Here is a 7166-nt window from a genome sequence, read left to right as displayed (position 1 = left end):
TTGGCCAGCGGCTAGCAAGCTGCACCCAACAGGCCGCACATATGGATGCAAGCGATCCGATCAAACCTGACAAAGCTCTTGTGCCACGGGGGCCGTCCACATATGGGTCCCGGCCTTCGCCGGGACGACACCCGATTTGGGGTTCGCAGCGTTCTATCATCCGAAGCAGGAGTCGGAATCCGCCTCGCTCGTTCGTCCTCCGCACATCAATCCTGCTCACCCCGGAGCCCCGCATGCCCACCATCACCGCCTTCGCAAACTCGCCCGACCGCGGCCGGGGACAGGCGCGCGACATGCGCCTGCGCTGGGCGCTCGAGGAGGTGGGCCAGCCCTATGACGTTCGGCTGCTGTCGTTTGATCAAATGAAGCAGCCCGATCATCTGGCGCTGCATCCGTTCGGGCAGATCCCGACCTATGAGGACGGCGATCTCGCGCTGTTCGAGACCGGCGCGATCGTGCTGCATATCGCCGAGCATCATGACGGCCTGCTGCCGAAGGACACGAACGCCAGGAGCCGCGCGATCGCCTGGATGTTTGCCGCGCTCAACACGATGGAGCCGCCGATCGTCGAGCTCGGGATGGCGATGCTGCTGGAGCACGACGAGAGCTGGTATGAGAAGCGCCTGCCGATCCTGAGAAATCGCGTCGGCATCAGGCTCGGCGAGTTGTCCCGCCATCTCGGCGGCGGCGACTGGCTCGACGGCGCGTTCAGCGCCGGCGACGTGCTGATGGTGACGGTGCTGCGCCGGCTGATGACATCGCGCATGCTCGAGGACTATCCGACCCTCGCGTCCTATGTCGCCCGCGGCGAAGCGCGGCCGGCCTTTCGCCGCGCATTCGAGGCGCAGCTGGCGGTGTTCACGGCGGCGACCGGCTAGGCGCGGTGCGGTAGGGTGGGCAAAGGCGCGAAGCGCCGTGCCCACCACCTCTCTCCGATAGAACGTGGGCACGTCGCGCGAGGACGCGCGCCTTTGCCCACCCTACAAGAGCAACGCCTACAGATCGAAATTCGTCGGCATCATCACGACGTCGCGGATGGTCATGCCACGCGGCCGCGTCAGCATGAACATCACGACGTCAGCGACTTCGCTGGGCTCCAGCAGGCTTCCGGACTCCCTCGCCTCCTTCAGCTTCTCAGGCGGCCAGTCCGCGATCAGCGCGGTGACGACAGGGCCGGGCGAGATCGAGCCGACGCGAATGCCGTGCTTGAACACCTGGCGCCGCACCGTCTGTACGAAGCAGTTGATCGCCCATTTCGACGACGCATAGACCGGCTCCCATGGCGTCGGAAAATGCGCCGCAAGCGAGCTCGTCACGATGATGTCTCCGGTTCGGCGCGCGATCATGTGCGGCAGCACGTCGTGCACGTTCTTCATCACGACGTTGACGTTCAAATTCAGCATCCGGTCGATCGCCGTGCTGTCGGCATCGATCAGGTCGCCGCCAACATAGCTGCCCGCATTGGCATGGAAGATGTCGAGCTGCCCGGCCTTCTCCAGCACGCGCGGCAGCAGCGTTGCGCAGTCCTTGGGATCGAGCAGGTCGATGAGCAGCGGGATCACGGCGTCGCCATGCTTGCGATTGAGCGCCGTCAACGCGGCCTCGTCGCGATCGACCATCACCACCCGCGCACCCGCGGCCAGCATCGCTTCAGTGCTCGCAAGGCCAATGCCCGACGCGGCCCCCGTCACCGCCGCAACCTTGCCTTCCAATTCTCTTGCCATGGGATCACCATCTTGCTGATATCAGGCAGTATAGCGATGGAGAGCAAGTTCGCGAAGCGATCGCAGGTCTCGTAGGGTGGGCAAAGGCGCTCTTGCGCCGTGCCCACGATCTCTCTGCAAATCCGGCAGAACGTGGGCACGGCGCGCGAAGAGCGCGCCTTTGCCCACCCTACTCCACCGTGGATTTGGTTAGCAGGTCACACAAAGCCGCCGTCCCCTCACCCCACATACGCCTTGTCCAGATCCGCAATCACGATCTTCCGCATCCCCATCATCGCCTGCATCACGCGGTTCGCCTTGGTGCGGTCGGGGTCGCCGAGATAGCGGCCGAGTGCCGACGGGATCACCTGCCAGGACAAGCCGAACTTGTCCTTCAGCCAGCCGCAGCGGGATTCCTCGCCGCCGTCGGCGGTGAGGCGGGTCCAGAAATAGTCCACCTCCTCTTGCGTCTCGACGCTGATGAAGAACGACACCGCCTCGTTGAAGCGGTATTGCGGCCCGCCGTTGAGCGCGTGGAAGCGCTGGCCCTCGAGCTCGAACACCGCCATGAAGTCGCTGACGGTCTCGACCTCAGCGTTGGGGAACACCGATTTGTAGAAGGCGACGGCCTGCGGAACGTTGTTGTCGAACCAGAGAAACGGCGTGATGGAGGTCATATGCGCTATCCTTTCGCGTCGAACCGGACGCACCCGAGATGCGCCGTCGCCCGAAGAACGAACGAGCGGACGATCATCCGACAGGCGGAATGGCTCTTTTTTTTGCCTTGAGGGGACCGCAGTCCACCGAACGGATGATGTCGCGCATCCCGCGACCAATGGACGTCCGCGGACTATTGCAAGCGCGGAACCGGGGCGATACGACTTTGGGTGGAAAAGCCGGGATCAACCGGAATGATTGTTCAGAGGAAACCGCCGCCATGAGCGACGATCTCTCCGGTGTCTGGGACGGCACTTACATCCAACCCGGCACGGGAATGGTCACGTTCACGGCGACCCTGGTCGAGGCCGGCGGCGCGCTTGCAGGCCACGTCACCGAGCCCTGCTCGAATCCGCACTGCCCGGTGCGAACCCACAGCGCCTCGATCACGGGCCATCGCTCAGGCCACGCCGTGTCGTTCGTCAAGCGCTACGAACCGCCGGGCTACGGCTTCGACATCGTGCACTATGACGGCATCATGAACGGCGAGGCGACCGAGATCGACGGGCGCTGGCGGCTGCCCGGCACGTCAGGATCGTTCCTGATGATCCGCTCCAGCAAGCAGGCCAAGGCGATGACCACCGGCAAGCGGGCAAACGAACCGGCCGGCAAATAAGCGAGCAACCCATGCTGACCCTTTATTCGTATCCCGAATTGTTTGGCGTCGCAGACAACAACGGCTACGGACTGAAGGTCTACGCTTTCTTGAAGCTCGCAGGCATCCCGTTCGTGCACGAGCACGTCTTCGATGCCTCTGCCGCGCCGCGCGGGCAACTGCCCTACGTCGTCGATGACGGCGAGACCATCGGCGACAGCGAGACCATCATTGCGCATGCGATCAGGAAGTATCACCTCGTCATCGACGCCGCGCTGTCGCCGGCACAGCGCCGCACCCATCTTCTCGTCACGCGCATGCTGGATGATCTCTATTGGGTGATGTCCTATTCGCGCTGGAAGGACGAGCGCTATTATCCGGCGTTCCGCGACGGCTTCATCGCCCAGCATCCGCAGATCGACGCAGCAGGATTCGAGAAGGCAAGGGCCTATAATTCGCAGCGCTATCATTACCAGGGCATCGGCCGCTACACGCCCGAGCAGGCCTATGCGCGGGGACTTACCGATCTGCAGGTGCTGGCGGGAATCGTGCCCGCGTCCGGTTTCGTCGATGGCGAGCGGCCCACCAGCTGCGATGCCGGCATCTACGGCTTCATCGCGAATATCTACTACTTCCCGATCCCGACACCGCTGAAGGCGTTCGTCGAGGCGCATGCAAATCTGGTCGCGCATTGCGAGCGGGTGCATGCGATGGTGAGCGGGAAGTAGCTCTTTCCGTCATTGCGAGAACTCGTAGGGTGGGCAAAGCGCAAGCGTGCCCACGATCTGTATCCATCACGGAGAATGGTGGGCACGGCGCTTTGCGCCTTTGCCCACCCTATAGCACCGTCCTCTACCGCATCGTGATCGCAAGCCCGCTCAGATCGGCATTCGCCATCAGGCCGGTCTGGGTGCCCGACAGCTCCAGCACCGCGCCCTTCTGGTTGGTCAGCACGATGGCGCGGGCGCCGCGGCCGACCGCAAGGCCCGCACCGGCCGCGCCATAGACGCCGGCGACGTCGGAGGGCCTGACGATATTGGAGACGCGGCCGCGCAGCACGGTCTTGGAGCCGCCGAACACAAGGCCGTAATCGAGCCCGCCGGTCGAGAGCGCGTAGGAGCGGCCGCGGAAGTTCAAAACGCCCGAGCCGCCGGAGCCACCGATGAACCAGCCCGCCTTGTAGATCGTCAGCACCACGGTGCCGCCGTCGGCCTGCGCCGCGGTCGAAAGGCCGGCCAGCGCGGCCATGGCGACGAGCGCGGCACGCAAGGTGGAAGCAATCTTCATGAGGCGTCTCCGGGGGCTATTTTCTGGAAAGGAAAAGCGAATCAGACGCCGCAATCTATCCTATCGATCGCGGCGGCAACATGATGGGGAATTTCTCTCCCTCTCGCCGTACGCGGGGAGAGCGAAGAAGAGCGGCGCGTCGACACACCCGCGCAATCCCACGATGCCATTCTGCCACTGTTTTGCCCGACGGAGCAATCTTAATTTCTCCATTCCCGAAATCTAATATTTCCAACGATTTCTACTGTGCATGGGGTTGTTTTCGCGTTTTTGGTTGGAGCAGGCCCCGCACAGCGCTACGCTCGCCGCCAGCTCCATCACACATCCGAGGCCCCCATGCCGATCCAGCATTTCGCGCCCCCGCCGCACGTCAAGGCGCCGCCGCTGTCCTTCGCGACCCGCGTCGGCGAGCTGCTGTTCGTCTCGGGCATTCCCGGCTTCGACGCCCAGGGTGCGCTGCCTGCGGGGTTCGAGGCGCAGTTCGCCAATGTCGCCGTCAACATCAAGCGGGTGCTGGACGAGGCCGGCGCCACCACCCGCGACCTCGTCAAGGTCAACGTGCTGCTGACCCGCGCTTCAGACGTTGCCGCGATGAATGCGCTCTATGCCGGCGCGTTCGGCCCGCCGCCGTTCCCTGCACGCACCACCTGCGTGGTGCAGGCCCTGCCCGATCCGAAAATGCTGATCGAGATCGAGGCGGTGGCGTCGCTGGCCAAGGGCTAGTCAAGCGGCGACCGCAGCCATGCGCCTGACATATCCGTGAACGGCCCTGCTGCGGCTTGCAAGACGCAGCGTTTTGCCGCACGAGTTGACCCATCACCTTCCCACCAGGAGATTTTCCATGCGTCGCGTTTTCGCCCTTTGTGCCGTTGCCGGCATCGCCAGCTCCGTCTTTGCCGCGCCCGCCTTCGCGAAGGTCGGCTATTACGTGATCCGCTGGGACAACACGGGCATCTGCCAGGTCTGGAACGAGGACCTGCACTACAAGCCGATGCAGTGGGGCGTCTCGACCTACAAGGTCGTCAGCAAGCCGTTCCCGACTTTCACCCAGGCCTCCGACCTGCAGATCAAGATGCGCGGCGAGCGCCGCTGCACGCTCTAAGCCATCAGGCCGATCCTTGATGAGGGCGGGTTGCGCGAGCAGCCCGCCCTGTTCTTTTGGCCGGCGAATTCGGCAATTTCGCAGGCTTGCGCTTTGAACCTGATCAGCACACGGAACTACTCACCTCTTGTCCGGGACGCAGGCTGAGGAAGCGCCCCGCACCCCTCCCCGTCATTGTCGGGAGGCGCATCACATCTTTCAATTTGAGGAGCTGATCCATGCGTCGTATTTCCATGCTCTGCGCTGCCGCCGGTCTTGCCGCTGCCGCCTTCGTCGCGGCGAGCCCGGCCGAAGCCGGCTATCACCTGATCCGCTGGCAGGACAGCGGCCTCTGCCAGATCTGGGACGAGAGCATTCCGACCACGCCGTGGCCCGCCGGCTATCATCGCGCCAGCGCGAGTGTGCCGACTTTCGTCGACGCGCTCGTGATGAAGGACTCTGCGTTGAAGGCCGGCCACTGCAGCTGGTAACATTTCGATCGGCGGACGACAGGGCCGGGCAAGGATGCGACGCTAGCATCCTTGCCCGGTCGTTTTTTTGCCTCCCGGAGGTACAGGTCGATGCGCACACGGACCACGACGCCGGCGGCCCTCACCGCTTCGCTCCTGCTCGCCGCAGCAGCACAGGCGCAAGCTCCGCAATCCTTCCGCGTGATCTCGCCGATCTTCGGCCAGCTCGTCTCCTTCGCGATGCCATCGCATTTCGCCGTCGTGTTCGAGAACACCAAGGGCAGTCACTACATCCGCGAAGCCGTGCTCAAGGGCGAGACGCCCGAGCGCTGGACGCAGATGATCACGGTGACAGGCGAGAAGGGCATGACGCTGAAGCCAGGGAGCTCGCCGGAGATGTTCGCGGGCACCATCGCCGGCGGCTTCAGATCGGCCTGCCCCGACAGTTTTGCGGCGAGGCCCTTGGGCGAGACCATGTTCGGCCGCTTCGAGGGCTTCGTCGCGGTGATCGGTTGCGGCCGCATCGACAGCGGCCCGACGCGCCACAGCGAGACCACGCTGCTGATCACGCTCAAGGGCGCGAGCGACTATTACACGATCCAATGGGCCGAACGCGGCCCCGAAAGCGACGAGCCGCCGATCAACGACACCAGGTGGGAAACGCGCCTGCGCGATCTGAACCCGATCGATCTCTGCCCGATCGTATCAGGCGAGGCCGCACCCTATCCGAGCTGCGTCAACAAGAGCTGAGCGCTCAGGGGTCCTTGTGCGCGCCGGGATGAATCAGGACATCGCGCGCGGCCGACAAGTCGATGAAGGCCTGCGCGCTGCCGCCCCGGTCGGGATGCATGCCCTTGGCGGCGCGGCGATAGGCCTGGTTGATGTCCTCGCAAGTGAGCTGTACCGCGAGCGGCAGGCCCAGCATCTTGCGGGCGCGGTCCTCGCTGGACAGCTTCTTTGGTGCCCCGTTGCGACGGCCGAAGCGCGGCGCGGTCAGATCATGGACGACATCGAGGATCACACCGATGCGGCGTCGGGCGGCGAGGTTCACGCCGTGATCATCAGTGCCCACGGCCTGACGCAGCACGGGCAATGCCTGTTCGGCGGCCTGGCGCAACGTTGCGTCCGTGCTCATCCTGATGATCTCGGCCACGAGCCGGCCCGCCTCGGCCCAATCAGCTGTATCCGCCGACCGCAGGCGCTCGAGCGCCAGTTTCCAGGATTCAAGTCGTTCCATCATGCGCGCAACGTTTAGCAACGCAGACGAGTATGCCAAGGCTGCCGTTTCCGACCCCTTAATTTCGAGTTAGCCT

General features: G+C 64.2%; 11 protein-coding genes. 7 read left to right on the top strand and 4 right to left on the bottom strand.

Translation table 11 applies throughout. From position 1 onward, the window contains the following. The first annotated feature begins 233 nt into the window (after window positions 1-233). Window positions 234-878 (top strand): glutathione S-transferase family protein, encoded by a 645-nt coding sequence (locus Q0687_RS25000; RefSeq protein ID WP_298882821.1) that lies wholly within the window; start codon window positions 234-236, stop codon window positions 876-878. A 117-nt stretch (window positions 879-995) separates the two neighbouring features. On the opposite strand, the gene Q0687_RS24995 is transcribed toward Q0687_RS25000, so the two are convergent. Continuing rightward, window positions 996-1724, bottom strand: a complete 729-nt coding sequence (locus Q0687_RS24995; protein WP_298882818.1) for an SDR family oxidoreductase — start codon at window positions 1722-1724, stop codon at window positions 996-998. A 218-nt stretch (window positions 1725-1942) separates the two neighbouring features. Then, complete coding sequence (locus Q0687_RS24990; protein WP_298882815.1) at window positions 1943-2380, bottom strand: VOC family protein; 438 nt, start codon at window positions 2378-2380, stop codon at window positions 1943-1945. 260 nt (window positions 2381-2640) lie between these two features. Between Q0687_RS24990 and Q0687_RS24985 the strand changes: the two genes are divergently transcribed. After that, the gene (locus Q0687_RS24985; protein ID WP_298882812.1) at window positions 2641-3036 is read left to right on the top strand and encodes a hypothetical protein; all 396 of its coding nucleotides are present in this window, start codon (window positions 2641-2643) and stop codon (window positions 3034-3036) included. 11 nt (window positions 3037-3047) lie between these two features. Next, a complete protein-coding gene (locus tag Q0687_RS24980; RefSeq protein WP_298882809.1) occupies window positions 3048-3743 on the top strand; it encodes a glutathione S-transferase family protein in 696 nt (231 codons plus the stop codon). A 124-nt stretch (window positions 3744-3867) separates the two neighbouring features. On the opposite strand, the gene Q0687_RS24975 is transcribed toward Q0687_RS24980, so the two are convergent. Beyond that, the gene (locus Q0687_RS24975; protein ID WP_298882806.1) at window positions 3868-4302 is read right to left on the bottom strand and encodes a hypothetical protein; all 435 of its coding nucleotides are present in this window, start codon (window positions 4300-4302) and stop codon (window positions 3868-3870) included. A 336-nt stretch (window positions 4303-4638) separates the two neighbouring features. On the opposite strand from Q0687_RS24975, the gene Q0687_RS24970 reads away from it, so the two are divergent. The 4 genes from Q0687_RS24970 to Q0687_RS24955 all read left to right on the top strand — a co-directional run bounded on the left by Q0687_RS24970 (window position 4639) and on the right by Q0687_RS24955 (window position 6603). Then, a complete protein-coding gene (locus Q0687_RS24970) occupies window positions 4639-5025 on the top strand; it encodes a RidA family protein (RefSeq protein ID WP_298882803.1) in 387 nt (128 codons plus the stop codon). A gap of 118 nt (window positions 5026-5143) precedes the next feature. Next, window positions 5144-5404 carry a hypothetical protein gene (locus Q0687_RS24965; protein WP_298882800.1) on the top strand — a complete coding sequence of 87 codons (261 nt, stop codon included), beginning with the start codon at window positions 5144-5146 and terminating at the stop codon, window positions 5402-5404. A 218-nt stretch (window positions 5405-5622) separates the two neighbouring features. Next, complete coding sequence (locus Q0687_RS24960; protein ID WP_298882798.1) at window positions 5623-5874, top strand: hypothetical protein; 252 nt, start codon at window positions 5623-5625, stop codon at window positions 5872-5874. Between the two features lie 90 nt (window positions 5875-5964). Continuing rightward, the gene (locus tag Q0687_RS24955) at window positions 5965-6603 is read left to right on the top strand and encodes a hypothetical protein (RefSeq protein WP_298882795.1); all 639 of its coding nucleotides are present in this window, start codon (window positions 5965-5967) and stop codon (window positions 6601-6603) included. Between the two features lie 4 nt (window positions 6604-6607). On the opposite strand, the gene Q0687_RS24950 is transcribed toward Q0687_RS24955, so the two are convergent. Further along, on the bottom strand, window positions 6608-7093 hold the full coding sequence (locus Q0687_RS24950; RefSeq protein WP_298882792.1) for a J domain-containing protein: 486 nt from the start codon (window positions 7091-7093) through the stop codon (window positions 6608-6610). Window positions 7094-7166 lie beyond the last annotated feature (73 nt).

The sequence above is a fragment of the uncultured Bradyrhizobium sp. genome (assembly GCF_936928535.1).
Lineage (GTDB): Bacteria > Pseudomonadota > Alphaproteobacteria > Rhizobiales > Xanthobacteraceae > Bradyrhizobium.
Note: the sequence above shows the minus strand (reverse complement) of the source record. Positions and strands in the feature narration are given on the sequence as shown.